This window comes from Sporosarcina koreensis (genome assembly GCF_001531445.1).
Classification (GTDB): domain Bacteria; phylum Bacillota; class Bacilli; order Bacillales_A; family Planococcaceae; genus Sporosarcina; species Sporosarcina koreensis_C.
Genome location: NZ_LQYA01000149.1, coordinates 13,065 through 14,179 on the forward strand (window position 1 = coordinate 13,065; position 1,115 = coordinate 14,179).

Consider the following 1,115-nt stretch of genomic DNA (forward strand, 5'->3'; position numbering starts at 1 on the left):
CTGGCGATGTCACGCTTCCTTGAGCAAATTGATGACTGGGTCAGTGAAAAATCATAAATGGAATCATCAAGATAACCCCTTCTTATCCCTTTTTGGATTGGAAGGGGTTTTTGCGCGGCCATACACGTGGAAGACTTAGGTAACAAGCGATTTGCAGGAAGGTGTATTGTGTCTAGAAAAACTAAAGAATGGGTAAAGAAAATAGAGTTGAAGTAAACAGGAGGTCATCTTTAATGAAAAACCATGTCATCGGCGTATATGAAAATGAACAACAAGCTGCTGAAGTTGTTGAGGATTTAATAGAGAAAGGCTATTCAACTGAGGAAATTTCAGTAATTGCTAAAAATACAAAAGAACTATCTGAAATCACACAGGAAGTAAAACCGTCCACGAAGGATGGAGCCATTGCTGGAGCAGTGACCGGAGGAGCAATTGGCATAGCGGGTTTTATAGCAGGGTTATCCACTTTATTGATTCCTGGATTTGGCGCTGTGTTGGCTGCAGGTCCTATAATTTCAACGATCGGAGGGGCAGTCGTAGGGGCAAACTCTGGAGCTGGCGGATTGAAGCACGCTCTTATGGAAATCGGAGTCCCAGATGACGAAGCTGAACGTTATTCTAATGACGCTCAGGAAGGTAAATTCCTGGTATTTCTTCATCCGAAAGAGTGAGGATGGATTATATGGTCCCATGTAAGCATAAATAAGAACCTGCCCACTTCTGGCAGGTTCTCAGACTGTAGACAAACACCTTGAATTTTGGTGTTGCCTGCAGTCTTTTTCCTTTTAAAATAGAGATAAAGTTAGAAATGTTGATTTCCACTGCGATCGGACGCGTTCCGCGGGCACGGCTTCAGCCAATCGGACAACGTAGAGTTCGATTTGCCGTATTTCTGCGTTCTTTGCGGAAATTAAGGCAGCCTTGCTCTCAACGCTTCGCTTTTGTTCGCAAAAGCCGTTCTTCGTAACGGCTTTCGCTGCGCTCAGTCCAGGGTCTTCAGCTCGCGCTGTTCCCGCTGGAGTCGCCGCTCCATATACGTCAACTTAAGGTTTTGTTAGCGTGTTTTTAACAGTTCTCCAGTGACAAGTTTCAATATCTAAACGAGAATGGTTTCA

1 protein-coding gene is annotated in these 1,115 nt (G+C 44.3%); it reads left to right on the plus strand.

Annotated elements, in window-relative coordinates; all coding sequences use genetic code 11:
* The first annotated feature begins 233 nt into the window (after positions 1–233).
* Positions 234–671 (plus strand): general stress protein, encoded by a 438-nt coding sequence (locus AWV70_RS15820; RefSeq protein WP_060209224.1) that lies wholly within the window; start codon positions 234–236, stop codon positions 669–671.
* Positions 672–1,115 lie beyond the last annotated feature (444 nt).